We start from the raw sequence: 24,028 nt of genomic DNA, 5'->3' as shown, positions 1-24,028 counted from the left end.
GTTGGATCTCAGTCCTGTGTAAGTCGTTCCTTTTCCGGCCGCACCGCGCCTGCTTGCGCCGGCGCCGCGGCATCCTGGCCAGCGGCGGCCCGCTTGGCCGCGGCGCGTTGCTTGGCCGCCTCGATCGCCGCCTTCGGCTCGGTGCAGGGGGCCGTCCCGGCCCCGGCAGGCTTGTCGCGCACCGCCTCGGCCTTCTGGCGCAGCTTGGCCTGCCTTTCGCGCTCGACGCGTTCGAGCCGCGCCTGCTTCGCCGCGTGACGGGCGCGCGCATGTTCGGCCTGCCGCGCCTCCTGATCGCGCGCCCAGCTCGCCGTCTTCGCGAAGCGATAATACTGAACGAGCGGGATGTGCGACGGGCAAACATGGGCACAACAGCCGCACTCGATGCAATCGAACAGGTTGTAGTCCTGGACCTTGTCGAGGTCCTTGGCCCGCGCATGCCAATAGATCTGCTGCGGCAGCAGGTTGGCGGGGCAGACCTCGGCGCAGCGCCCGCAGCGGATGCAGGCCAGCGGCGGCCCGGGGTCGGGGGCCTCGTCGGCGGTCAGGGCGAGCAGGCAGTTCACGCCTTTGGTGACCGGCACCTGGTCGCTCGCCAGTTGCACACCCATCATCGGGCCACCGCTGATGAGTTTGCGCGGTGCCTCGCGATACCCGCCGCAGAAATCGATCAGCTCGTTCGCCGGCGTGCCGATCCGCACCAGCAGGTTGCGCGGCTCGCTGATCGCCCGACCGGTCACGGTAACGAGACGGGAGATCAGCGGCTTGCCGTCGAGGACCGCCTCGGCGATGGCGACCGTCGTGCTGACGTTCTGGCACACGACGCCGATCTGCGCCGGGATGCCATCGGTCGGGACCTCCTTGCCGGTCAGAATCCTGATCAGCTGACGCTCGCCGCCGCTCGGATAACGGGTCGGGATCGTGACGACCTCGGTGCAGTCGGCCATGTCGCTGTCGGCGAGGGCCATGCGCAGTGCCGCCAGGGCTTCGGGCTTGTTGTCCTCGACGCCGATCAGACACGCGCGGACACCGAGCAGGTGGTGCAGGATCCGCACACCTTCGATGACGTCGACGGCGCGCGTCTGCATCAGCAGGTCATCACAGGTGATGTACGGCTCGCACTCGACGCCATTGATGACCAACGTCTCGATCGGCTGATCGTGGCCAGGATTCACCTTGACGCTCGTCGGGAAGGTCGCCCCGCCCAGGCCGACGATGCCGCATTCACGGATCCGCTCGCGCAGCAGGGCCCGTTCGACATGTCGGTAATCGACGATCGGGGGCAATTGTTCGACCGCGGCATCCTCGCCGTCGGTCTCGATGACGATGCAGGGCGCTGGCAGGCCCGACGGGTGCGCGACCGGCCGGTCCTCGATCGCGACCACGACACCGGAGCTCGATGCGTGGATCGCGGCGCTGACATAGCCGACGGGGTCGGCGATCCTCTGTCCCGCCAACACCCGATCGCCGACCGCGACCTTCGGTTTCGCGATCGCGCCGATGTGCTGCTGCAACGGCAGGACCAGGAACCGGGGGATCGGTGCCTGCGCGGCGGGCCGTTCCTTCGACAGGGCCTTTTCGTCCGGGATATGGATGCCGCCATGAAAACGCCAAAGCTGGCGTTCGCGGCTCTTGTAATTCAGCAATGCCACCGGGCTCATGGGCGTGCGCTTCTCCGCTTGGCTGGGCTTGGCTGGCTAACGGCTCGCCGACACCACCCGCGCGGGGTAGGGCCATTTCCACGCGCGCGTGTCGGTCGGGATCGGCACCATGCGAACGCATTCGACCGGACAGGGACTCACGCACAGCCCGCAGCCGGTGCACTCGCGCTCGATGACGCCGTGCAGGTTCCTCGCCGCGCCGACGATCGCATCGACCGGACAGGCTTGTTGGCACAGGGTGCAGCCGATGCAGGCCTGTTCATCGATCACGGCCACCATCCGCTGAACCTCCTCCCGGCCCTCGCCGACCACGGGCTCGCGCCCAAGCAGATCGGCCAGCGCGAGCATCGTGGCCTCGCCGCCCGGAGTGCATTGATCGATCTCGGTTTCGCCCTTGGCCAGGGCCTCGGCATAGGGCCGGCAACCCGGGTAACCGCATTGGCCGCATTGGGTCTGCGGCAGAAGAGAGTCGATCTGGTCGGCGATCGGGTCGCCCTCGACGCGAAAACGAATCGCGGAGTAGCCCAGCAGCAGTCCGAACGCGGCGGCCAGGGTAGCAAGGGCCAAGACTGGGGCAAACATGACAGGGGTCCTCGATCAGTTCGAGACCAGGCCGAGGAAGCCCATGAAGGCCAGCGACATCAGTCCCGCGGTGACCATCGCGATCGCGCTGCCCTGGAAGGGCTCCGGCACATCGGCAACCGCGACGCGCTCGCGGATCGCGGCGAACAGGGCCAGCACCAGCGAGAAACCGACCGCTGCGCCGAACCCATACAGGGCCGACTCGACGAAGGTATGCTGCTCCTGCAAGTTGAGCAGCGCGACACCGAGCACGGCGCAATTGGTCGTGATCAGGGGCAGGAAGATGCCGAGGACCTGATAGAGCATCGGGCTGGTCTTTTGCATCACCGTCTCGGTGAACTGGACGACGACCGCGATCACCAGGATGAAGGCGATCGTGCGCAGGTACTCGACGCCGAGAGGTATCAGCAGGAACTCGTTGACGATCCACGAAGAGACCGATGACAGCGTCAGGACGAAGGTCGTGGCAAGCCCCATGCCCATCGCCGTCTCGAGCTTCTTCGACACCCCCATGAAGGGGCACAGGCCAAGGAACTTGACCAGCACGAAGTTGTTGACAAGTACCGTGCCGACCAGGATCAGCGCGTATTCGGTCATCTGAAGGGGCCGCCTCGCTGGGTCCGCGCCGAGGGCGATCCAATCCCCTCGGGCAAAATGCTGCAACTGCACAAAGCGCGAAGCTTACGCCGGATTGCGATTCGATTACAACCGGCCCCGCCAGGGGAAAGCGCCGTAGGGCGGGAAAGCGCAGCGCATCCCGCCCTACGAGGCTCCGCCGTTGCGGGCGCGGCCGAGCTTGGCCGCGAGGCGGGCACAACGGCGGTCGCGGTCCGGGCCTGGGGGCAGGCGCTCGGCGACGGCGAGCGCGGCGACCGGATCGGCGCGGCTGTGTTCGTGGAATTTGGCCAACGCGAGCAGGGCCGCTGGCTCCTGCTGCTCGGCGAGCGCGGCCCAGATCCGGCTCGCAGCGTCCCAGTCGCCGCGGCGCCGGTAGAGTGTCGCCTGGAGCAGCCGCGCCGCCGGGGTCAGCCGTGCCGCGTTGGCCTCGAGAATCGCCAAGGCATGATGCGGCGCCCCGCGCGCGACATGATGGCCCGCGATCGACTGGGGCGCGGCACCGGTCGCGGCCGGATCGCGATAGGTAAGGGCTAGCGGCACCGGCAACACCGCGAGCGACAAGAGATCGCGGCGGTTGTGGCGCAGCACGGCCTCGAGCGGCGCGACGCGGCCCTGGCGCAGCCAGTCGAGCCAGGCCTGCGGGGCGGCGGCACCTGGCAGATCGTCGAATCGTCGCAGACCGAGCAGCCGTTCCTCGGCGCTCACCAAGCGACAATCGCCCCAGACCTCGGCGAAGGCCCGCCGCACCCACGCGAGCAGATCCAGGTGCGGGGCCTCGGCCAAGGGGTCCGCAATCCCAACAAGGCGGAAGCGGGTCGCGAGCAAGGGCCGATCGAAGCTCTTGCCGTTGTAGGTCACGAGCCGGCTCACGCCGGCCAGTTCCTCGGCAATCGCGGCGAGAAACGCGGCCTCGGCATCGAGCCGCGCGAGCAGGAACTGGCGCAGCCGCCAGCCCCCGGCCATGGGCCGCAGGATGCCGACCTGGAAGACCCAGGTGCCGGTGCCACCGGCCAGGCCGCTAGTCTCGGTATCGAGGAACCGCCAACCGGTCGGGTCGCCGGCCGGCCCGTCGCAGAGCTCGGGCAAGGCCGCACGGCCCTGATCGAGCGTGGATGAGCCCCAAGTTTCGGCGCCGGGCAGCTGCTGCTCGCGGCACAGGACCCCGGGGGCCAACCGCTCGGCCGCCAGATGCTCGGCCAACCCCTGCTCATCGGCGACGCGCACCTCTGATCCTGCCACCGAACGAGCCCGCAACCGCGCCAGCCGCGCGACCAGCGGCGTGCCCTCCTCCGGCACCGGTGGTGGCGGCGCGCCGGTCAGGCGATCGAGCCGTTCCCTAAGCCCCATGGCCGAGGCCACCCCAAAGCATGAAATCCGTCGACCGGGGGTCAATCACCTGGCGTTCGGCTGTGAATTTCACGTCAAGTCCCATCGAGCAAACCCAGCACGGCCAGGGCCGCGGCCTTCGGCGTCAGCGCCCGGTCCTCGTCGCCGGGCAGCACGGGTCCGATGCACGCCGGGCAGCCGGCTGGACAGGAACAGGCCGCGACCAGCGCCCGGGCATCGCGCACCAGGATCTGGGCGTCGTCGAACAGCGGCGCCGACAGGCCGACGCCCCCTGGGTAGTTGTCGTAGAGGAACAGGGTCGGGATGAAGCGGCCGAGTGCCGTCGGCTCGAGCGCCTCGTTGTCGGCCCCGCGGCACTGCCCGCGACCGTCGGAGCCGAGCGTCGCAAACCAGGTCCCCTGCCCGTCGCCGACGGCGCGGCCCAAATCCCGCAGCTCGGCCATCGCACGCAGCACCGCGACATGATGCAGCGCGTAGGTGGCGCCGAGGAAGCCTTCGATCGCCTGCTGGCGATCCGGCAGCAGGGCCTCGAGCGCCGCCGGCCGCACCTGCCACCAGACCGCGGTCGTGTGCAGCTCCTGATCCGGCAGCTCGATGCGACCGTAGCCGATGTTGTCGTGGCTGTAGTAGCGGATCTTCTTGTAGCCGGGATAGCGGCGCACCAGATGGACCTCGCCGTGGGCGCTGGTCGTGGCCCCCTGCTGGCGCGACTCGAAGCAGTCGAGGATCTTCAGACGCGTGTAGTCGATCGCGTCCGTGTAATAGTCGGCCCGCGTCGCGCGCACGTACGCCTTGCGCCCGACCCAATCGAGGCGCTCGACCTGGTAGGGCCGCGCCTGCACCATGTAGATCGCGCCCTCGTACAGGGTGCCCGGGGCGCCCGTGTAATCGACCTCGGCGATCACCCGCTGGGCGCCCTCGCCGCTATCGATGACGACGAAGTTGCCCTCGGCGACCGAACGCAGCGAGACGGACTGGGCCGGATAGCTGTCGGCGATCCAGTACCAGCGCCCACCCTGATGCTGGAGCAGACCCTGATCGCGCAGATAGCGCAGCATCTCGGGCAGGTCCTCGCCGCCGAAGGTCTCACCGTCCTCGAACGGCAGCTCGAAGGCCGCGCAACGCACATGGTCGAGCAGGATCAACAGCTGATCGGGATGGATCCGCGCCTGCTCGGGCGAGGCGCCGAAGAAGAACTCCGGATGCCGGACCAGGTACTGATCGAGGGGCTCGCTGGTCGCGACCAGCACGCCGAGGCTTGGGCGCAGCCGCCGACCGGCGCGCCCGAGGCGCTGCCAGGTCGCGGCGACGGTCCCCGGATACCCGTTCAGCACGGCGACGTCGAGCGCGCCGATGTCGACGCCGAGCTCCAACGCCGATGTACTGACGACCAGATCGACCCGCCCGGCCCGCATCGCGGTCTCGGCTGCGCGCCGCTCGCTCGGCAGATAGCCCCCGCGATAGGCGAGCACCCGCGGCGGGCGGCGCGGATCGCGATCGAAGACATCCTTCAGGTACTTGGTGATGACCTCGACCATCAGCCGCGAGCGCGTGAAGACGATCGCCTTCAGGCCGGCCTTGGCCGCGAGCCGCGCGATCCGCGTCGTCTGCGAGCGGGCCGACGCGCGCAGCCCCAGGTCCGGATTCACGACCGGCGGGTTCCACAGGAGCAGGTGCCGCGGACCCGCCGGCGCGCCGCTGTCGGTGATGGCCGCGACCGAGTCACCGATCAGGGCCTCGGCGAGCCCCGCCGGATTCCCGATGGTCGCGGACGCGAACAGGAAGCGCGGCGCAACCCCGTAGAAGCGGCAGATCCGTCGCAGCCGGCGAAACAGGTTGGCGACATGCGACCCGAACACGCCTCGATAACTGTGCAATTCATCGACGACGACGAAGGCAAGCCCCTCGAAGAACTGGGCCCACTTGGTGTGATGCGGCAGGATCGCCTGGTGCAGCATGTCCGGGTTCGACACGACGATGTCGCCGCGCGTGCGCACCGCGCGGCGCGCATCGCCCGGCGTATCGCCGTCGAACGTGAATGCCTTGATGCCGAGCGCCGCGGCCTGGTTCAGCGCATTGAGCTCGGCGACCTGATCCTGCGCCAGGGCCTTGGTCGGGAACAGATAGAGCGCCTTGACGCCGCGCGTCAGGACCGCATCGAGCACCGGCAGGTTGTAACACAGCGTCTTGCCCGAGGCCGTCGGCGTCGCGATGACCAGGTGCCGCCCCTCGGCGACCCGGTCCCAGGCCTCGCGCTGGTGACTGTAGAGCTGCCCGATCCCGCGCGCCGCCAGCGCCTGCGCGAGCCGCGGATCCAGCTCGGCCGGCAAGGGCCGCTGGCGCGCCGCGATCGCCGGCTGCACCAACTGCCCGGTGATGCGCCCCGCATAACGCCGTTGCAGACGCGCGACCAGCCGTTCGACCGGTTCGCCCGGGCTGGCGGACGCCAATGGATTCTCCTTCGCTCGCAAACTCACAAGAGACGCAGATTAGCACGGCTGCGCCACGCCATCTCGCGGACTTCGGGGTCGGCTGGCGATCCCTGGCCGGGGCTCCAGGCCGGCGCCTGGCGGTCCGAATGGGTCTTGCCCCGTTGCCCAGCTTCGACTATAGTCGAGTTGCCCGCCGGAGGATCGTATGGAATCGGCGGGTTTTGATGGATCAATCAGGGAGACTCGATCATGCGCGACGGAAAGCGTCTGTACCCCACCCTCATCGGCGGTCTTCTCACCGCCGGGCTCGTCCTCATCCCCTCCTTTGCCGGTGCCCAATCCGCTTGCCGGGGCCTGGAGCAAAGCCTTTGCGTCGACACCGACGGTTGCGGCTGGACACGCGGCTATACGCGGAGCGATGGCCGCGAAGTCGCCGGCTATTGCCGTACCCGAAACACGGGCAACCGACAAGCGAGGGAACAGCGCGAGGCGATGCCAGACGAGGGGCGCGTCGTCCAGCAACGGTAACCAGGCCACGCTGGACCGGGCTCGAGGCGCTCTACAAGGACGGCTGGGCGCCGAGGCGGGGCACGGATGCCCCGCCGTATCGCCTAACAGGCCGGCGCCGCTCGCGCGCTCAACCGACCAACAGGTAGTCCAACGCCAAGCCGACGAAGATGGCCATACCGAAGTAGTTGTTGTTCAGGAAGGCCTTGAAGCAGTCCGACGGGACCCGGTGCCAGGTCAGATACTGCTGATAAAGGGCCAGGGCCGCGGCAACCACCAGGCCGGCGAAATAGACGACGCCGAGACCGGCCCATTGCCCGATCAGCACCAGCAACGCCAGCATCAGCAGTTGCAGCAGCGCGATCGCCAACCGATCGTGCCGTCCGAACAGGATCGCGGTGGACTTGATCCCGATCTTCAGATCATCGTCGCGGTCGACCATCGCATACTGGGTGTCGTAGATCAGCGCCCAGATCAGCGTCGCGACGAAGAGCAGCCAGGCGAAAGCCGGGATCTCCCCGGTGATGGCCGTGAAGGCCATCGGAATGGCCCAGCCGAAGGCCGCGCCGAGGAACAGCTGCGGCAGGTGCGTGAACCGCTTCATGAACGGATAGACGACGGCGAGGACCAATGCGACCACCGACAGCGCAATGGTCTGCCAGTTCAGGAAGAGCACCAACGCGAACGCGAGCAGGCTCAATAGCGCGAAGACGCCGACGGCCTCGGCCGGAGAGACCTCGCCCGCCGCGATCGGGCGCGCTCGGGTGCGCGTCACATGACCGTCGAAGTCGCGATCGGCAAAATCGTTGATCGCGCAACCGGCCGAGCGCATCAGCACGACGCCGGCGACGAAGATCGCGACCACCGTCCAAGGCGGGTCGCCTTCGCCGGCCAGCCACAGCGCCCATAGCGCCGGCCACATCAACAGGAAGATACCGATCGGACGGTTCAAGCGGATCAGCCGGCTGTAGGCGTTCAACCGGTCACGCCAGAAGGGCGCGGGACGCTGGCCGACATGGGTTTCGGGAAGCTTCATCTGGTCGGATGACTCGCAAAAGGCAGGACGATTGGGCCGGATCCGCAGGCCAGGCACACACGCGATTATGACATAGCCGGCACCGGGGCTGCAGGCATCAGACCCGCCCGAGGAGCTCTCGGTCGCCGACCCAACGCCGAATCAGCGCATCGATCCGATGGTCCTGGGCCTCGAGCAGGCGATCGGCGATCTGCTGCGCCTGCGCGAGCAAGGGTTCGTCGCCGAGCGGGTCGGCGACCCGAAAGCGCATCGTCCCGGTCTGCCTGGTCCCCAGGACCTCGCCGGGGCCGCGCATCTCCAGATCCTTGCGCGCGATCGCGAATCCATCCGAGCACTCGCGCAGCAGGCCGAGCCGGCCGCGGGCCAGTTCGGACAAGGGGGCATGGTACAGCAGCACGCAGTGGCTCTCGCCCCCTCCCCGGCCGACGCGCCCGCGCAGCTGGTGCAGTTGCGCCAAACCGAGGCGTTCCGGGTTTTCGATGATCATCAGGCTCGCGTTGGGCACATCGACACCGACCTCGATCACGGTCGTCGCCACCAGCAGGTCGAGGGCCCCGGCGGCGAACGCACGCATGACCCGATCGCGCTCCGGACCCTTCATCCTTCCGTGGATCAAGCCGACCCGCAGATCGGCCAGCCGCGCCTCGAGCACCCGCGCGGTCTCCTCGGCGGCCTGACACTGGAGCACCTCGGACTCATCGATCAGCGTGCAGACCCAATAGGCCTGGCGCCCGGCGCGACAAGCCTGCCGAACCCGCTCGATGACCTGCTCGCGCCGCTCGTCGGGGATCGCCACGGTCCGCACCGGCTGCCGCCCGGGCGGACTCTGGTCGATGACCGACAGGTCGAGATCCGCATACAGGGTCATCGCCAACGAGCGCGGGATCGGCGTCGCCGTCATGATCAACTGATGGGGCACCAGGCCGGCCCGCGCGCCCTTCTCGAGCAGTTTCATCCGTTGCTCGACGCCGAACCGATGCTGCTCGTCGATGATCACGAGCCCGAGCCGCTCGAACCGGACATCGGACTGGAACAAAGCATGGGTTCCGACCAGGATCGGGACATCGCCGGCGGCGATCCGCTCGAGCAACCTGGCGCGCTCGCGCCCCTTGTGGCGGCCGACCAGAAGCAGCGGGGTGACACCCAGGGGTTCGAGCCAAGCCGTCAGATTGCGGGCGTGCTGTTCCGACAACAACTCGGTCGGGGCCATCAGCGCGACCTGATAGCCGGCCTCGACCGCTTGCAGCGCCGCCAGGACCGCGACCAGCGTCTTGCCCGAGCCCACATCCCCTTGCAGCAGCCGCTGCATCGGTTGCGGCTGGCTCAAGTCCTGCGCGATCTCGGCCGCGACACGCCGTTGCGCGTCGGTCAGTGCGAACGGCAAGCCCTCGATCAGCCGCTGTCGCAGCGCATCCTGCGCGCGCAGCCGGGGCGCGACCCCCTGTCGACGACGTCGGCGAAAGCGCCGCAGGCTCAGTTGATGCGCGATGAGCTCTTCGATCGCCAAGCGCCGATGGGCCGGGTGGCGCCGCTCGAGCAGCTCCGCGACCGCGATGTCGCGGGGCGGGCGGTGAAGGAACCGCAACGCATCGGTGAGCGAGAGCCAGCTCAGGTCGCGGACCAGCCCCTCCGGAAGCCATTCGGGCAACATCTCGGGTTCCCGTTCGAGCCACTCCAGGGCCTGGGCGATCAGGGACCGAAGACTCGACTGCGTCAGGCCATCGACGATCGGATAGACAGCGGTCAGATCACCGGCCGAGTAACCGGGTTCGTCCACGCCAAGGCGCTGGTATTCCGGGTGGATCATCTCCAGCGAGCCCAGCCCCGCGCGGACCTGGCCATAGCACCGTAGGCGGGTGCCGGGGGTCAGAGCCGCTGCCTGACGGGGCGAGAAATGGAAGAAACACAGGTTCAGATGGGCCGATCCATCGTACAATCGCAGGCGCAGGGTCCGACGCCGCGCGGTTCTGAGCTCGGACGATTCGATGACGCCCTCGATCAGCGCATCGACACCGTCGTGCAGGCGGTCGATCGGCACCACGCGGGTGCGATCCTGATAACGCACCGGCAGGTGCAACAGCAGGTCTTGAACGCTCAGGACCCCCAGGCGGGCCAACCGCTCCGCGAGCCTGGTCCCGACGCCGCGCAGACGATCGACGGGCAGCCGGTCCAGCGTCGGTCGCGACGAGGCCGTCTCCCCAAAGGTCGCGCATGGGCTCGAACGCGCATCGATCCGGGCACCGGCGGTCGGGGTCGCCGCGGCAAGGGAGGGCGAGGCTGGCGATCGGCGAGCGCGATCGGACGCCGGCCCCGTCGTCATGTCCCGGACCCGTCAGCCCCGCTCGACCGAGGCCTCATCGAACCGCTGGCTGACCCGCCGACCGGCGGCCTCCTGAGCGTCCCGCAACGCCTGGGCGAGCTGATGCACAGCCATCGCATAGTGGGTGCTGTGGTTGTAGCGCGTGATCACGTAGAAATTGCCGAAGCCCAGCCAGTATTCATAGCCGGTGCCGATGTCAAGCTCCAGCAGGCTGACCTCCCGTTGTCCGGCCACCGGCCCGGTCGGGACGATCCCCATGCCCCGCAAGCGGTCCAGCGAGTAGCCGGTGTTGAACCCGACGGGCTGCGATCTCGGCGCGTAACCGGTGGCCCGCGCGCGCACCACGACCGGCTCCCCGCGACGCCAGCCATGACCCTTCAGGTAATTCGCGACGCTGCCGATCGCATCGACCGGATTCCACAGGTCGCGGTGCCCATCGCCATCGAAATCGACCGCGTAGCCGTGGAAGCTGCTCGGCATGAACTGCCCGAGCCCCATCGCACCGGCATAGGATCCCCGCGGCGTCAAGGGATCGAAACCTTCATCCCGCGCCATGATCAGGAAGGCCTCGAGCTCGCGCGTGAAGTAGTCGGCGCGGCGCGGATAGTCGAACGCGAGTGTGGCCAGTGCGTCTATGATCCGTGTGTTGCCGAGATAGCCGCCGTAGCGGGTCTCGACGCCGATGATCGCGACGATGTACTCCGGCGGCACGCCGTAGCGCTGGTAGGCCCGCTCCAAGGTCGTCGCATGGCGCCGCCAGAAGGCGGTGCCGTTGCTGATGTTGTCCGGGGTCACGAAACGGGCACGGTAACGGGTCCAGACGCCGGTCGGTCCCGGCGGTGCCGGGCGGACCTGACGATCCATCAACTCGATGATCCAAGGCTGCCGTTCGACCCGGGCGAATAGGCGCTCGAGCTCGCCGCGGTCGAAACCCTCGCCGTATACCAGGCGGTCGAACATCGCCTGTTGCGCGGCCGATCCGCTGAAGGCCCCAGAGGGACCCCCGATCTGCGCCGAGGCCGGCGAAACCACCGGGGAGCCAGAGCCCGAGGACGTCCCGGTCGAGCCGCACCCGACCAGCCAGACGAGACCGCATAACAGGGCCAGAGGTTGAAGGATCAAGCGCATCGTCCTGCCTGTATCGAAGGTTGCCACGGATGTCGATGGTACGATGAATCCCGGCCGAGAACACAGACCTCGCTCACCTGCGATCGAGCAAACCGATTGACTCAATCAGTATATTCCATTTTACTGATAGCCATGTTGGGCATCAGGATATCGCCGTCCGCGAGACACAGAATCCGGAAAAAGCGCAACAAACGACAATAGGAGTGTACCGATGATCGAAGACCGCACAGGCCAACGCATCCCCCAGGTCACCTTCAAGACCCGCCGTGGTCATGAATGGGTCGACCTGACCAGCGAGGAGATCTTCCGCAACAAATCCGTGATCGTCTTCTCGCTGCCCGGCGCCTTCACGCCGACCTGCTCATCTTCGCATGTGCCGCGTTACAACCAGTTGGTCCCGACCTTCCAAGCCCAGGGGGTCGACGAGGTGGTCTGCGTGTCCGTCAATGACACCTTCGTCATGAACGAATGGCAAGAGGCGCTGAACGCCCACGCGATTCGCTTCCTGCCGGACGGCAACGGGGAATTCACGGCTGGCATGGGCATGCTGGTCGACAAGGGGCACCTGGGCTTCGGCCAGCGCAGTTGGCGTTATTCGATGCTGGTGCGCGACGGGGTCATCGAGAAGATGTTCATCGAGGCCGAGGTCGAAGGCGACCCCTACGAGGTCTCCGACGCCGACACCATGCTCGGTTATCTGGCCCCGCAGGCGAGCAAGCCGGCCGACGTGACCATCTTCACGCGCAACGGCTGCCCCTTCTGCGTCAAGGCGAAGGAGATGCTGCAGCAGGCGAAGATGGAATTCGAGGAACTGGTCCTGAACCGCGACTACACCGAGCAAACGCTGCGCGCGGTGGCCGGCGCCAAGACGGTTCCGCAGATCTTCGTCGGCGGACGTCGCATCGGTGGGTCCGACGACCTCGAGGCCTGGCTCGGGTCTCAGGCCGCTTGATATCCTCGGCGCCGGGCCATTCTAGCGCGCCCGAGGACCGAGACAAGGGAGCGGCCATCGAGCGTCTGATGTGCCGATCCGAGCGCGCGTGACTTGACGGCCCCCTCGCGGGGCCGTCCCTGCGTCTGTGCCGTGGGTCGGACCTGGAAGCGTCGAGGCGCCGGAACGACCACCGGATCCGAGCGCGGCCCACATTTCCCGTGTCGGGCCTATCGCCCTCATCGCAGCCGTTGCGTGCGGCCGCGAACAGACCGTCTCAATAGGAATTTCCAATGGAGAAGCACTTCGATCTCATCGCGATCGGCGGCGGCAGCGGCGGACTGGCCGTCGCGGAACGGGCCGCCCAACTCGGGCGCCGCGTCGCCATCGTCGAGGGCCATAAACTCGGCGGGACCTGCGTCAACGCCGGATGCGTCCCGAAAAAGGTCATGTGGTATGCGGCCAACCTCGCGCACGCCCTCGCCGATGCCCCGGGCTTCGGCGTGCGGTCGCGTCTCGACGGACTGGACTGGGCGGCGCTGGTCGCCGGCCGCGACCGTTACATCGATCGAATCAACGACTACTGGGACGGCTATGCCGCCGACCTGGGCATCACACGCCTCCGTGGCCTCGGCCAGTTCGTCGACGAGCGTACGATCGCCGTCGAGGGGGAGCACTACCGCGCCGAGCATATCGTGATCGCGACCGGCGGTGCGCCGATCGTCCCGCCGATGCCCGGCGCCGATCTCGGCATCACGTCGGATGGCTTCTTTGGATTGACGGAGCAGCCGCGCCGCGTCGCGATCGTCGGTGGCGGATACATCGGCGTCGAACTGGCCGGTGTGCTGCGCGCGCTCGGCAGCGAGGTCACGCTGGTCGCGCTGGAAGATCGCTTGCTATTCACCTTCGACGACCTGGTCAGCGAGACGCTGGCCGACAACATGACCCGCCAGGGCATCGACATCCATCTCGAGTTCGAGGTCGCCGGTCTCGAGCAAGGTGCGAACGGCCGCGCCCTGCTGCGCAGCAACGGTGAACGCCTCGATGGCTTCGATACGATCATTTGGGCCGTCGGGCGGCGCCCGAACAGCGCCGGTCTCGAGCTCGCCAGGGCCGGTGTCGAGTGCCACAAGAACGGCTTGATCCCCGTCGACGACTACCAGAACACCAATGTCCCGGGCCTCTACGCGATCGGCGATGTGACGGGCCGCGAGCCCTTGACACCGGTCGCGATCGCCGCGGGTCGCCGACTCGCCGAGCGCCTGTTCGGCGACCGTCCCGACGCGCGCCTCGATTACACGAACATCCCGACCCTGGTCTTCGCCCATCCGCCGGTCGGCAAGGTCGGCCTCACCGAGCGCGAGGCGCGCGAGCGATTCGGCCCGGCGGTGACCGTATACAGGACCGAGTTCACACCGATGCGCTACGCGCTCAGCGAACATCCGATGAAGACGGCTATGAAACTCGTCTGCGCCGGACCGCAGCAACAGGTCGTCGGAATCCACTTGGCCGGCGAGGGAACCGACGAGATGTTGCAAGGGTTCGCCGTCGTCGTGAAGATGGGCGGCACCAAGGCCGATCTCGACGCGACGGTCGCGCTGCACCCGACCAGTGCCGAGGAGCTGGTGACGCTGAAGACCCCGGACCCAGCGCGCGAATGACCGAAGGCCCCGTGGCTCGGCGGCTCGACGCGCACGAAGCCGCCGATTACCATGGGCCGATCCAGGGTCTGCGCGGCAGTCCGCGCTGCCGCCGGCCGAACGACCCCGTCCCCTGTCCGACCCCGTGCCCCGTTGAACGCCTCCGACTTTCCGCACCCGGCCGAGATCGACGCCTGCCTTCTGGTCGACCGCGACGCACTGCGCCGGCGCCTGCATGGCCTCCAGCAGCGACAACGACGGGGGCAGGCGTTCGAGCAGGGCCTGATCCATCTATGGCGGGACCTGCGCGCGTCGCAAGCGGTGCTCGCGCGACGCCGTGCCCAGGTGCCAACCATCGACTACCCGGCGGACCTGCCGATCAGCGACCGGCGCGGCGAGATCGCGGCCTTGATCGAACGCCATCCGGTCGTGATCCTGTGCGGCGAGACCGGTTCGGGCAAATCGACCCAGCTGCCGAAGATCTGCCTCGACCTCGGACGCGGCCTCACCGGGCGCATTGGTCACACCCAGCCGCGCCGCCTTGCCGCGCGTACGCTGGCGACCCGGATCGCCGCCGAGCTCGGCGGCGAGACCGGCCCGCTGGTCGGCTACAAGGTGCGGTTTCAGGATCGGGTGCGACCCGAAACCGCGGTCAAGCTGATGACCGACGGCATCCTGCTCGCCGAGATCCAGTCCGACCGATCGCTGACCGAATACGACACGCTGATCATCGACGAGGCCCACGAGCGCAGCCTGAACATCGACTTCCTGCTCGGCTATCTGAAGGGCCTGCTGCCGCACCGACCGGATCTCAAGCTGATCGTCACGTCAGCGACGATCGATCCGCAGCGCTTCTCCGCGCATTTCGGCGGCGCACCGATCATCGAGGTGTCCGGGCGCACCTTTCCGGTCGAGGTCCGCTATCGCCCGCCCGACGACGATAGCGCCGGTGAACGCGACGAGGCGATGCAGACGGCGATCTCCGAGGCCGTCGCCGAGCTGGCCCGCGAGGGCCGCGGTGATGTCCTGGTGTTCCTGTCCGGGGAGCGCGAGATCCGCGAGACGGCCGAGACCCTGCGCAAACGCCACCCGCCGTCGACCGAGATCCTGCCCCTGTACGCCCGGCTGGGACCGCGCGAACAGACGCGGGTCTTCGAGCCCCACGGGACCCGCCGAGTGGTCTTGGCGACCAATGTCGCCGAGACTTCCCTGACGGTCCCGGGCATCCATTACGTGGTCGACCCGGGCTTTGCGCGGATCAGCCGCTACAGCCACCGCAGCCGGGTCCAACGGCTGCCGGTCGAGCGGGTCAGTCAGGCCTCGGCCGACCAACGCCGCGGCCGCTGCGGCCGGGTCGCCGCCGGGGTCTGCATCCGGCTCTACTCCGAGGACAACTTCGCCGCGCGCGCCCCCTTCACCGAGCCCGAGGTGGTGCGCACGAACCTGGCCGCGGTGATCCTGCGCATGAAGCAACTGGGCTTCGGTGCAATCGAGGGCTTCCCGTTCCTCGAGCCGCCGGACGGGCGGCTGATCCAGGACGGCTATCGCACGCTCGAAGAACTCGCGGCCTTGGACCAAGCCGGCCGGCTGACACCGCTCGGCCGCCAGCTCGCGCGCCTGCCCGTCGACCCGCGGATCGCAAGGATGCTGTTCGCGGCGATCGATCAGCGCTGCCTGGCCGAGGTCTTGATCATCGCCGCGGCGCTCAGCATCCAGGATCCCCGCGAACGACCGGTGGACCGACAACAGGCCGCCGACGAGATCCACGCGACCTTCCAGCACCCGGAGTCGGATTTCCTGACCTTTCTGAACCTGTGGCGTTTTCTCGAACGCGAGCGGCAGCATTTGTCGAAGGCCAAGTTCCGGCAACTCTGCCAACGCCATTTCCTGTCCTGGAATCGGGTCCAGGAATGGCGCGATACCCATGCGCAGTTGCGCGAGCAACTGCATACGGCCGGTTTCATCGAGAACCGGAGCGAGGCCGGCTACGACGAGGTCCATCGTGCACTGCTGGCCGGTCTGCTGAGCCACATCGGTTTCAAGGACGAGTCGCGCAGCTACCTCGGCGCACGCGGCAGCCGTTTTCAGATCCACCCGAGTTCCGCCCTGTTCGCGAAGCCCCCGAAATGGATCATGGCCGCCGAACGTGTCGAAACGACCCGGCCTTATGGGCGCATCGTCGCGCGGATCCAACCGGCCTGGATCGAGGAGGTCGGCCGCCATCTGGTTCAGAGGAGCTATTCCGAACCACACTGGCAGGCCCGTGCCGGCCAGGTCGCCGCGTACGAGAAGGTCACCCTCTATGGGATCACGCTGATCGCGCGGCGGCGCATCAACTACGGCCCGATCAATCCGGCCGAGGCGCGCGAGATCTTCCTGCGGTCGGCGCTGGTCGACGGTGATTTCACGACCCGTGCCCCGTTCTGGCGCCACAATCAGGAGCTGATCGCCTACGTCCGGCACCTGGAGGCCAAGTCCCGCCGGCGCGACATCCTGGTCGACGAGGAAGCGATCTACGCCTTCTACGCGGAACGGATCCCGACCGGCCTCTACTCGACGCCCCAGTTCGAGCGCTGGCTGCGCCAGATCCGCGCCAGCGACCCGAAGCGTCTGCACATGGGCATCGGCGATCTGATGCGCCGCGAGACCAGCGAGCTCAGCGCGGCGGCCTTCCCGGACCATTTGCCGGTCAGCGGCAGCGCGCTGCCGCTCGAATACCGGTTCGAACCCGGCGAGCCCGGTGACGGCGTGACGCTGGTGGTCCCCCTGCCGCTGCTCGGTCAGGTCGCGGTCGAGCGGGGCGAATGGCTGGTGCCGGGCCTGCTCGTCGAGCGCATCACGGCGCTGCTGCGCGGCCTGCCGAAGACCTGGCGCCGCTCGCTGGTGCCGATCCCGGACACCGCGACCCAGTTGGCGCGGCGACTGACGGCGTCCGACCGGCCCTTGATCCAGGCACTCGGCGAGGCGCTCCAAGAGCTCAAGGGGGTCGCGATCCCCGAGGACGCCTGGGATCTCGACGCGATCCCGCCGCACCTGAGGATGCACTACCGACTCGTCGATCACGAGGGGCGAACGCTCGCGCACGGCGAAGACCTGAACGCGATCAAACGCGAGCATGGCGGTGCCGGCCGGGCGTCCTTCGCCAGGATCCCGACCGCCGACCTGGAGCGGGATGGGCTGACCCGCTGGGACTTCGGCGACCTGCCCGAATCGATCGAGCTGACCCGTGCCGGCATCCGGATGCGCGGCTACCCGGCCTTGATCGATGAAGGGGACCAGGTCGCGCTCAGGGTGCTGGACGCCGCCGAGCGCGCCGAGCAGGCCACGCGCGCCGGTGTGCGGCGGCTGATCGCGCTGCATCTGGCCAGCGAGGTTCGATCGCTGCGCGCGCGGCTGCCCGGGCTCGACCGGATGCGTCTTCAGTACGCGAAGGCGCCTTGGCCCAGCGGCGAAGCGGAGCGGACCCGCGCACCGGATCTTGCCGACGACCTGATCGCGCTGATCCTCGAGCGGACCTTCGTCGATGAACAGGCACCCTTGCGTGATCAGGCCGCTTTCCTGCAACGACTCACCGAGCGGCGGCCCTTCTTACCGGCGACCCTCGATGAGGTCTGCACACTGGTACGCGAGACCCTCGATCGCTACCAGGGCTTGCGCCAACGGCTGGCGAGCGTGAGCCAGATCAACTGGATGGCGTCGGTTCAGGATCTGCGAGGCCAGCTCGACGGGCTGATCTTCAAGGGCTTCTTGCTCGGGATCCCGTACCAACGCTTGCAGAGCTACCCGCGGTTCCTGCGCGCCGCCGAGTACCGCGCCGAGCGGCTCTCGTACGGCGCGGCGAAGGATCGCGAGTGGATGCACGAGATGGCCGGCCTGCAACGACGCTGGAACGAGCGCGCCGCGGCCGCGCGCGCCGCCGGCCGCAGCGACCTGCGACTCGAAGAGATCCGCTGGATGCTCGAAGAGCTGCGCGTCTCGCTGTTCGCGCAGCAGGTCGGCACGGCCTATCCGGTGTCGGTCAAGCGGATCGAGGCGCGCTGGCGTGAGCTCGGTTTGTAGCACCCGGCGATCCAACACGCCATACTCAAAACACTTTGGAACGACTCGAGATCGCCGTGCTCGGCGCGGATGCCCCGTTTACAGTTGCCTCTAGGCGCGTGAGGATCGTGCCACACGGAGAGCGGAGGTCACTTCGCGTCAAGGGGAAATGGCCCAGATGGCCCCGCTGTCCTGCGCCTTGAAGCGAATCCCGGGCGCGTCAGCCAGGACCCATTGGCCAGTCTCTGTCGGGCAGCCGCGTCGCATCGCCCCCCTGCAACCGTCTGCCCATCCTGGGAAAAAACGATGAACTGGCGTGGAATCCAACGGTTGATCGGTCTCCTGCTGGGTTTCTATAGCCTGAGTTTCATCCCCTCATTGGGCTTGTCGATCTTCTACGCCGACGGCGAAGCCGTCCATTTCGCGATCGCCTCGTTCATCACCGGGATGCTCGGCGTCGTGCTGTGGTTACCGGTGCGCCGTGATCAGAGTGAGCTGCGAGTCCGCGACGGCTACTTCGTGGTGGCCCTCTTCTGGGCCGTTCTCGGAGTCGTCGGAGCCATTCCCTTCATCATCGGCCTCCATCTGGATTTCACGGATGCGATCTTCGAGGCCATCTCCGGGTTCACGACAACCGGGGCCACCGTGATCCAAGGGCTCGACGCACTGCCCCCCTCCATCCTCTATCATCGCCAGCAGATCCAGTGGTTGGGCGGGATGGGGGTGATCGTGCTCGCTGTGGCCATCCTTCCGCTGCTCGGCGTCGGTGGGATGCAGCTCTACCGGGCCGAAACCTCCGGCGTCACGAAGGACGAAAAACTCTCGCCACGGATCATGCACACGGCGCAGATCCTGTGGGGCATCTACTTTTCGCTGACAGTCGCCTGCGCGCTAGCTTACCTGGCGGCAGGCATGGACCTGTTCGACGCCGTTGGCCATGCCTTCGCGACGGTCTCGACCGCTGGCTTCTCGACCCACGATGCGAGCATCGGCCATTTCGACAGCCTGGCCGTCGAGGCGATCTGCATCACCTTCATGATCTTGGGGGGCATCAACTTCGCGATCCATTTCGCGGTCTGGCAACGTCGCGACCCTCGCCGCTATCTGAAGGACCCAGAGGCGCGGGCCTTTCTGCTGATCCTGGCGGCGAGCGGCCTATTCGTCGGCCTCAGTCTCTTCGTTGCCGGCGCCTATCTGGGTCTGGGCGAATCCCTCCGTCGGGCGCTGTTCCAGGTTGTCTCGGTCATGACGACGACGGGTTTCGGCACGGCCGATTTCTCCGAGTGGCCGCGACACGTGCCCTTTTTCCTCGCGATGCTCGCCTATGTCGGCGGTTGCGCCGGTTCGACCGCGGGCGGCATCAAGGTCGTCAGGGTGATCCTGCTGGCCAAGATGGGCAGTCGTCAGATGTTCGCGCTCGCCCATCCTCGGGCCACGGTGCTGATCAGGCTTGGTCCGCGACCGGTGCCGGAAGAAGTGGTCTACTCGGTGTGGGGCTATTACACCCTCTATCTGATGGTCGCCGTCATCTTGACCGGTGGCATGATGGCGGCTGGCCTCGATCTGGAATCGGCCTTCGGAGCGACGACGGCTTCGCTGAACCTGCTCGGACCTGGATTGGGCGAAGTCGCCAGCTCGTTCGCGACCGTCAATGCGCCTGTCAAGTGGCTCGCGATCTTTGCCATGTTGATCGGCCGGCTCGAGGTCTTTACATTGTTGATTCTGTTCACATACGCCTTTTGGCGCCAATAACCACCCGACACCGGCGGAGCGTCGCGCCGGGAATGCGGAGGAGACGATCGGCGCATCAACGAGCCTGCCCCGACCACTGACTAGCGGGTGCACAGGCCATCGTCGCAGCGCCGCCGCAATCGCCAGACGGCGAACCGGCGATAGCCCCATTCGAGCAGGCCGGTCAAGTGCAGCGCGGAGACGAGCCGCGCCAGGTGCCGGTAACCGGGCAGGCAGCGCCAGAGGGCGACGAAGGCCGCGGCGCCGGTCAGCATCCGGCCGTCGGCGTCGCGCACGTGAAAGCGGGCCATCACGGCCGTCCGGTCGAGCCCGAACTGATCGAGCTGCACACCGGGTTCGGCCACATCGAACCAATGGATGCGCCCGTGCCGATCCAGGCGTCGATAGTGCGCGATCTCCCGTCGGCACAGGGGGCAACCGCCGTCGAAGAACACGGTCGGCCGGTTCGGCGATACCTTCATAGTCATCTGATCCCAAGCGGAACGGTGAGACACCTGATACCTGTCAGGTGCGGTGCGCCGATGGCGAAGTCAATAATATCGGGGACCGCACATCGCCGGGTTCAACCCTCTGGGATCCTCAAGACATCGCCGACGCGGATCCGATCGCCATCGATCCCGTTCGCCAAGCGCAGGGCCTTGACATCGATCGCATAGCGCTTCGCGATCGCGCCCAGCGTATCGCCCCGATCGATGACATGCTGCCGACCATTGGTCGCTCCGGCCAACCGAGTGTCCGGCGGCGAGTGCTGGAGAAAGTAGGCCTGGACGCCCTCGAAGATCGCCTGCGCGATCCGCTGCTGATGGGCCGAATCGCGCAAACGCCGCTCATCGTCCGGATTCGAGATGAAGGCTGTTTCGACCAGCATCGACGGGATATCCGGTGACTTCAACACGACGAAACGGGCCTGCTGTACCGACGCACGGTGAACCGGCCCGGTCCCCTTCAGGCGCGTCAGCACATGCTCGGCCGCATACCGGCTATGCTCCAGCGAGCCGTTCTGAGCCAGCTCGAAGAGCACGCGATCGAGATCGCTGTCGACGCCCGTCAATTCGACACCGCCGATCAGATCCGCCTTGTTTTCACGCTCGGCGAGCCATTTCGCAGCATCGCTGGTGGCCCCACTGAAGGACAGGGTGTAGACCGACGACCCACTGACCCGCGGATCATGGTAGGCATCGGCATGGATCGACACGAAGAGGTCCGCCTGGTGTTGCCGAGCCAGCTGAACACGATCACGGAGACGAACGAAGTAATCACCGTCGCGAATCATCACCGGCCGCAGGCCGGGCGCCGCCTCGACCAGCACCTCCAGACGTCGCGCGATCGCCAGCGTGATGTCCTTCTCCCGCGTCCCGGCCGGCCCGATGGCCCCCGGATCCTCGCCACCGTGTCCGGCATCGATCGCGACTACGAGCTCGCGCAGGCCGGCGACACCGGATCCCGCCGTTGTCCCGGCGCGAGCGTGCCGGACATCGCCCGCCCGCTCGGCCAGCCGAACGGCCTCGTCCGCCTCTTTCGGTTGCAGGTCGACGACCAGACGATAGCCGTAACGCTCGTTCGGCGGTGCCAGTGTGCTCTTGACGCGCACCGGTTGTTTGAGGTCGAGCACCAGCCGCAGGTTGCGTCCATCCGGCGACCCACCGCGCAGACGAACGATCAGCGGATCCGCCGCATCGACCTTCGGCAGCTTGCTGGGGAGCGTCACCCCGGCGATATCGATCAATAGCCGATCCGGGTCGATCAGCGGCCGGATCTGATGCGAGACCGGGCCGGCGACATCGATGATCAGGCGCGTGTGATCGGGCGCCGTCCACACGCGCGCACTCTCGACCTCGACCTGCTGCGAACAGGCAGGCAGTGAGACGAACAACAGGAGTAAACCGATAACCTTGAACATGGTCCTGCCCCAGAGCCGGGTTCTTTGCGCGGCCACCACCTCGACCTTTAAGAAGATAGCAGGCGCCGTCACCTTTTACAATAATAATCAATGATTAGTCGGGTTTTCCAAATCCTTGATTTGAGGTTGTTTCGGAAGCCATTGCCGCGACCACGGCCTGCCCGCGCGGGGTTCGACCGGTCAGCAGGAGCAGGCGGCCGTCGCCCCGGTGCTCCAGGCAGATGACCAGATCGGGCACTGGCAACGCCGCTTGGCCACGCTCGGCCCATTCGACGAGCATCAGATCGCGTTCGTCGAGCAGGTCGCGCAGCCCGAGGTACTCGAGCTCTTCCGGTGCGCCGAGTCGGTAGAGATCCAGATGGAAGACGGTTCGACCCCCGAGCTCATACGGCTCGATCAGCGTGAAGGTCGGACTGCGGACCGGACCCGGATGGCCGAGGCCCTGCAACAGGCCTCGCACCAGCGTCGTCTTGCCGGTCCCAAGGTCACCGTGGAGGAAGACCAAGGCCGGACCGGTCAACCACTGTGCCAGGGCGCGCCCGAAATCCAACTGCTGCTCCGGACTGTTCAACTCGACACGTATCATCGCCTATCCTGCCCATCGAGAACGGCGCGCAATCGCGCGATCAGGTCACCGGCCAGCATGCCCCGCTCACCGTCACGCGCCGCGACATCAGCGGCCCGGGCGTGCACACAGACGCCGACCGATGCCGCCTCGTCGGGATCCAGACCCTGCGCGACCAGTGCGGCAATGATACCTGTCAAGGCGTCACCGGTGCCGCCGCTGGCGAGACCCGGGTTGCCGTCGCTACAGATCGCCGGCGGTCGTGGCGGCCCGGCATCGATCAGGGTCCCGGCCCCCTTGAGGACGACGACACCAAGGTAGCGCCGTTGCAACCGACTGACGGCGCCGGGGCGGTCGCGCTGGACCTGCACCGTCGACTCGCCGAGCAAGCGCGCCGCCTCGCCCGGGTGCGGTGTCAAGACCCAGTCCGCGCGCGCGGCCGGCGCCTCGGCCAACAGGTTCAAGGCATCCGCATCGACGATCAGCGGACGCGGAAGCGACACGACCGCCAACCACAGATCGCGCCCCCAGGCCCCCTGCCCCAATCCCGGGCCGATCGCGACGACCGTGGCCCGCTCGAGCAACGGGGCCAGATCGGCCGCCGTGTCGACCGCGTGGACCATCAGCTCGGGCCGGGTCAGGTTCAAGCAGCGCGCGTGATCGGGATGGGTCGCGATCGAGACCAGCCCGGCACCGGCCCGCAGGGCCGCCTCGCCGGCCAGACGGACCGCCCCGGAGAAGCCCGGCGCCCCGCCGATGATCAACACGTGACCAAAGGTCCCCTTGTGCGCGGTCCGCGGTCGCGGCCCGAGCCGATCGGCCACTCGCCGCCAATCGATACGCCGCGCCGACGGCAGGACCCGCGCGAGGGTCGTGGCCGGGATCTCGAGCCCGGCGAAGTGGATCCGCCCGCAGCGCTCCGGTCCCTCACCGGTGAAGAAGCCGACCTTAAGGCCTATGAAACTGATGGTCGCACTCGCGCGGACCGCGTCACCGCGCATGGCACCGGTGTCGGCGTCGAGCCCCGACGGCACATCGAGGGCCAACACCGGCGCTCGGTGCGCGTTGACGGCTTGGACCGCCGCGAGCCAGGGACCCTCGAGATCACGAGCAAGGCCGATCCCGAGCAAGGCATCGACGATCAGATCGGTGCGCTGGGGCAACCCCGCGAAGGGCTCGATCGCCCCGCCCGCGGCACGATAGACCTGTGCCATCGCCAAGGCATCACCGCGCAGGCGGGCCGGATCTACGAGCGTCAGGACGCGCACCTGATCACCGTGACCGACCGCGGCACGGGCGACGACATAGCCGTCGCCGGCGTTGTTTCCGCCGCCGCAGAGCACCGTCAAGGAGCGCGCGGACGACCATCGCGAGCGGATCAGCCGATAGGCGGCCTGACCCGCCCGCTCCATCAAGTCGGCGCCGGTCAGATCCGATTCATCGAGCGCGGCGCGATCGAGTGCCCGCAGCTCATCGGCTCGGTACAGGGCATAAGGCAGATGGCGCACAGCGGGGAGCGCACGATAGGTCTTGTCACCGGCTGGCGGATGCATAGGTCTAACCCTCTCGGT

General features: G+C 67.6%; 17 protein-coding genes. 5 read left to right on the top strand and 12 right to left on the bottom strand.

Annotation, left to right across the window (positions count from 1 at the left end):
- Nucleotides 1-8: 8 nt before the first annotated feature.
- The 5 genes from rsxC to ABC977_RS09590 form a co-directional block, all read right to left on the bottom strand.
- Nucleotides 9-1,661 (bottom strand): electron transport complex subunit RsxC, encoded by a 1,653-nt coding sequence (gene rsxC, locus ABC977_RS09610; protein WP_369667037.1) that lies wholly within the window; start codon nt 1,659-1,661, stop codon nt 9-11.
- Between the two features lie 36 nt (nt 1,662-1,697).
- Nucleotides 1,698-2,243: an electron transport complex subunit RsxB gene (rsxB, locus tag ABC977_RS09605; RefSeq protein ID WP_369667036.1), complete on the bottom strand. Its 546-nt coding sequence runs from the start codon at nt 2,241-2,243 to the stop codon at nt 1,698-1,700.
- 15 nt (nt 2,244-2,258) lie between these two features.
- Complete coding sequence (gene rsxA / locus ABC977_RS09600) at nt 2,259-2,840, bottom strand: electron transport complex subunit RsxA (RefSeq protein WP_369667035.1); 582 nt, start codon at nt 2,838-2,840, stop codon at nt 2,259-2,261.
- A 165-nt stretch (nt 2,841-3,005) separates the two neighbouring features.
- Nucleotides 3,006-4,208, bottom strand: a complete 1,203-nt coding sequence (locus ABC977_RS09595; protein WP_369667034.1) for a ribonuclease H-like domain-containing protein — start codon at nt 4,206-4,208, stop codon at nt 3,006-3,008.
- 74 nt (nt 4,209-4,282) lie between these two features.
- Nucleotides 4,283-6,658 (bottom strand): DEAD/DEAH box helicase, encoded by a 2,376-nt coding sequence (locus tag ABC977_RS09590; RefSeq protein ID WP_369667033.1) that lies wholly within the window; start codon nt 6,656-6,658, stop codon nt 4,283-4,285.
- Between the two features lie 231 nt (nt 6,659-6,889).
- Between ABC977_RS09590 and ABC977_RS09585 the strand changes: the two genes are divergently transcribed.
- Entirely contained in the window at nt 6,890-7,168 is a 279-nt protein-coding gene (locus ABC977_RS09585) for a hypothetical protein (RefSeq protein WP_369667032.1), read from the top strand.
- Nucleotides 7,169-7,277: 109 nt separating this feature from the next.
- Here ABC977_RS09585 and ubiA read toward each other — a convergent pair whose 3' ends face one another.
- The 3 genes from ubiA to mltB all read right to left on the bottom strand — a co-directional run bounded on the left by ubiA (nt 7,278) and on the right by mltB (nt 11,631).
- Entirely contained in the window at nt 7,278-8,183 is a 906-nt protein-coding gene (gene ubiA / locus ABC977_RS09580) for a 4-hydroxybenzoate octaprenyltransferase (protein ID WP_369667031.1), read from the bottom strand.
- Nucleotides 8,184-8,280: 97 nt separating this feature from the next.
- Nucleotides 8,281-10,503 carry an ATP-dependent DNA helicase RecG gene (gene recG, locus ABC977_RS09575; protein WP_369667030.1) on the bottom strand — a complete coding sequence of 741 codons (2,223 nt, stop codon included), beginning with the start codon at nt 10,501-10,503 and terminating at the stop codon, nt 8,281-8,283.
- A gap of 12 nt (nt 10,504-10,515) precedes the next feature.
- The gene (gene mltB / locus ABC977_RS09570) at nt 10,516-11,631 is read right to left on the bottom strand and encodes a lytic murein transglycosylase B (protein WP_369667029.1); all 1,116 of its coding nucleotides are present in this window, start codon (nt 11,629-11,631) and stop codon (nt 10,516-10,518) included.
- A gap of 211 nt (nt 11,632-11,842) precedes the next feature.
- Here mltB and ABC977_RS09565 point away from each other — a divergent pair, with 211 nt between their 5' ends.
- The 4 genes from ABC977_RS09565 (at nt 11,843) to ABC977_RS09550 (ending at nt 19,992) form a co-directional block, all read left to right on the top strand.
- Nucleotides 11,843-12,583, top strand: coding sequence for a glutathione peroxidase (locus ABC977_RS09565; RefSeq protein ID WP_369667028.1), 741 nt, complete (start codon nt 11,843-11,845; stop codon nt 12,581-12,583).
- A 272-nt stretch (nt 12,584-12,855) separates the two neighbouring features.
- Nucleotides 12,856-14,223, top strand: coding sequence for a glutathione-disulfide reductase (gene gorA, locus ABC977_RS09560; RefSeq protein ID WP_369667027.1), 1,368 nt, complete (start codon nt 12,856-12,858; stop codon nt 14,221-14,223).
- A gap of 132 nt (nt 14,224-14,355) precedes the next feature.
- Nucleotides 14,356-18,261, top strand: coding sequence for an ATP-dependent RNA helicase HrpA (gene hrpA / locus ABC977_RS09555; RefSeq protein ID WP_369667026.1), 3,906 nt, complete (start codon nt 14,356-14,358; stop codon nt 18,259-18,261).
- A 285-nt stretch (nt 18,262-18,546) separates the two neighbouring features.
- The gene (locus ABC977_RS09550; protein WP_369667025.1) at nt 18,547-19,992 is read left to right on the top strand and encodes a TrkH family potassium uptake protein; all 1,446 of its coding nucleotides are present in this window, start codon (nt 18,547-18,549) and stop codon (nt 19,990-19,992) included.
- A gap of 80 nt (nt 19,993-20,072) precedes the next feature.
- Here ABC977_RS09550 and ABC977_RS09545 read toward each other — a convergent pair whose 3' ends face one another.
- The 4 genes from ABC977_RS09545 to ABC977_RS09530 all read right to left on the bottom strand — a co-directional run bounded on the left by ABC977_RS09545 (nt 20,073) and on the right by ABC977_RS09530 (nt 24,010).
- A complete protein-coding gene (locus ABC977_RS09545) occupies nt 20,073-20,459 on the bottom strand; it encodes a thiol-disulfide oxidoreductase DCC family protein (protein ID WP_369667024.1) in 387 nt (128 codons plus the stop codon).
- A 95-nt stretch (nt 20,460-20,554) separates the two neighbouring features.
- A complete protein-coding gene (locus ABC977_RS09540) occupies nt 20,555-21,892 on the bottom strand; it encodes an N-acetylmuramoyl-L-alanine amidase (RefSeq protein WP_369667023.1) in 1,338 nt (445 codons plus the stop codon).
- 94 nt (nt 21,893-21,986) lie between these two features.
- A complete protein-coding gene (gene tsaE, locus ABC977_RS09535; RefSeq protein WP_369667022.1) occupies nt 21,987-22,478 on the bottom strand; it encodes a tRNA (adenosine(37)-N6)-threonylcarbamoyltransferase complex ATPase subunit type 1 TsaE in 492 nt (163 codons plus the stop codon).
- Complete coding sequence (locus ABC977_RS09530) at nt 22,475-24,010, bottom strand: NAD(P)H-hydrate dehydratase (protein ID WP_369667021.1); 1,536 nt, start codon at nt 24,008-24,010, stop codon at nt 22,475-22,477. Before ABC977_RS09530 ends, tsaE begins: the two co-directional genes overlap by 4 nt.
- Nucleotides 24,011-24,028 lie beyond the last annotated feature (18 nt).

Origin of the sequence: Thioalkalicoccus limnaeus (genome assembly GCF_041197575.1) — a bacterium.
Taxonomy (GTDB): domain Bacteria; phylum Pseudomonadota; class Gammaproteobacteria; order Chromatiales; family Chromatiaceae; genus Thioalkalicoccus; species Thioalkalicoccus limnaeus.
The sequence above is the reverse complement of the archived record's forward strand: the minus strand, read 5'-3'. Positions and strand labels throughout refer to the sequence as shown.

Excerpts from the sequence above, each read along its gene's own strand:
- tsaE (WP_369667022.1), bottom strand. The coding sequence starts at position 22,478 with ATGATACGTGTCGAGTTGAACAGTCCGGAGCAGCAGTTGGATTTCGGG.
- rsxC (WP_369667037.1), bottom strand. The coding sequence starts at position 1,661 with ATGAGCCCGGTGGCATTGCTGAATTACAAGAGCCGCGAACGCCAGCTT.
- rsxA (WP_369667035.1), bottom strand. The coding sequence starts at position 2,840 with ATGACCGAATACGCGCTGATCCTGGTCGGCACGGTACTTGTCAACAAC.
- rsxB (WP_369667036.1), bottom strand. The coding sequence starts at position 2,243 with ATGTTTGCCCCAGTCTTGGCCCTTGCTACCCTGGCCGCCGCGTTCGGA.
- mltB (WP_369667029.1), bottom strand. The coding sequence starts at position 11,631 with ATGCGCTTGATCCTTCAACCTCTGGCCCTGTTATGCGGTCTCGTCTGG.
- ABC977_RS09545 (WP_369667024.1), bottom strand. The coding sequence starts at position 20,459 with ATGACTATGAAGGTATCGCCGAACCGGCCGACCGTGTTCTTCGACGGC.
- ABC977_RS09540 (WP_369667023.1), bottom strand. The coding sequence starts at position 21,892 with ATGTTCAAGGTTATCGGTTTACTCCTGTTGTTCGTCTCACTGCCTGCC.
- ABC977_RS09585 (WP_369667032.1), top strand. The coding sequence starts at position 6,890 with ATGCGCGACGGAAAGCGTCTGTACCCCACCCTCATCGGCGGTCTTCTC.
- ABC977_RS09565 (WP_369667028.1), top strand. The coding sequence starts at position 11,843 with ATGATCGAAGACCGCACAGGCCAACGCATCCCCCAGGTCACCTTCAAG.
- ABC977_RS09550 (WP_369667025.1), top strand. The coding sequence starts at position 18,547 with ATGAACTGGCGTGGAATCCAACGGTTGATCGGTCTCCTGCTGGGTTTC.
- ubiA (WP_369667031.1), bottom strand. The coding sequence starts at position 8,183 with ATGAAGCTTCCCGAAACCCATGTCGGCCAGCGTCCCGCGCCCTTCTGG.
- ABC977_RS09595 (WP_369667034.1), bottom strand. The coding sequence starts at position 4,208 with ATGGGGCTTAGGGAACGGCTCGATCGCCTGACCGGCGCGCCGCCACCA.
- recG (WP_369667030.1), bottom strand. The coding sequence starts at position 10,503 with ATGACGACGGGGCCGGCGTCCGATCGCGCTCGCCGATCGCCAGCCTCG.
- gorA (WP_369667027.1), top strand. The coding sequence starts at position 12,856 with ATGGAGAAGCACTTCGATCTCATCGCGATCGGCGGCGGCAGCGGCGGA.
- ABC977_RS09530 (WP_369667021.1), bottom strand. The coding sequence starts at position 24,010 with ATGCATCCGCCAGCCGGTGACAAGACCTATCGTGCGCTCCCCGCTGTG.